General features: G+C 47.8%; 1 protein-coding gene. It reads right to left on the reverse strand.

Annotated elements, in window-relative coordinates; translation table 11 throughout:
• The coding region (locus ACI43T_RS12220) for an HD domain-containing protein (protein ID WP_405387397.1) at nucleotides 1-249 on the reverse strand (249 nt) is incomplete at both ends.

Raw genomic sequence — 249 nt, forward strand, 5'->3', positions numbered from 1 at the left:
CAGTTTATACTTTGGAACCCACCCTGAAGCAAGCATTTTTGCAATTTTGGCTCCGGCGGTGGCATGATCGACTAAAGGGCCGCCATGCAATCGGTGATTAAAGGCAACTGAATATTTCCCTAAATCATGAAGCTGTCCCGTCTGGCAGGCAATTTCCTGCGCATCAAATACCTGGGCAAACTCAGCCGCCATTTCGCCCACATTTACCAAATGGCTTTGCAAGGTTTGCCAATGTTCGTAAGGTAAGAG

The sequence above is a fragment of the Neisseria oralis genome (genome assembly GCF_045062685.1).
Lineage (GTDB): Bacteria > Pseudomonadota > Gammaproteobacteria > Burkholderiales > Neisseriaceae > Neisseria > Neisseria oralis.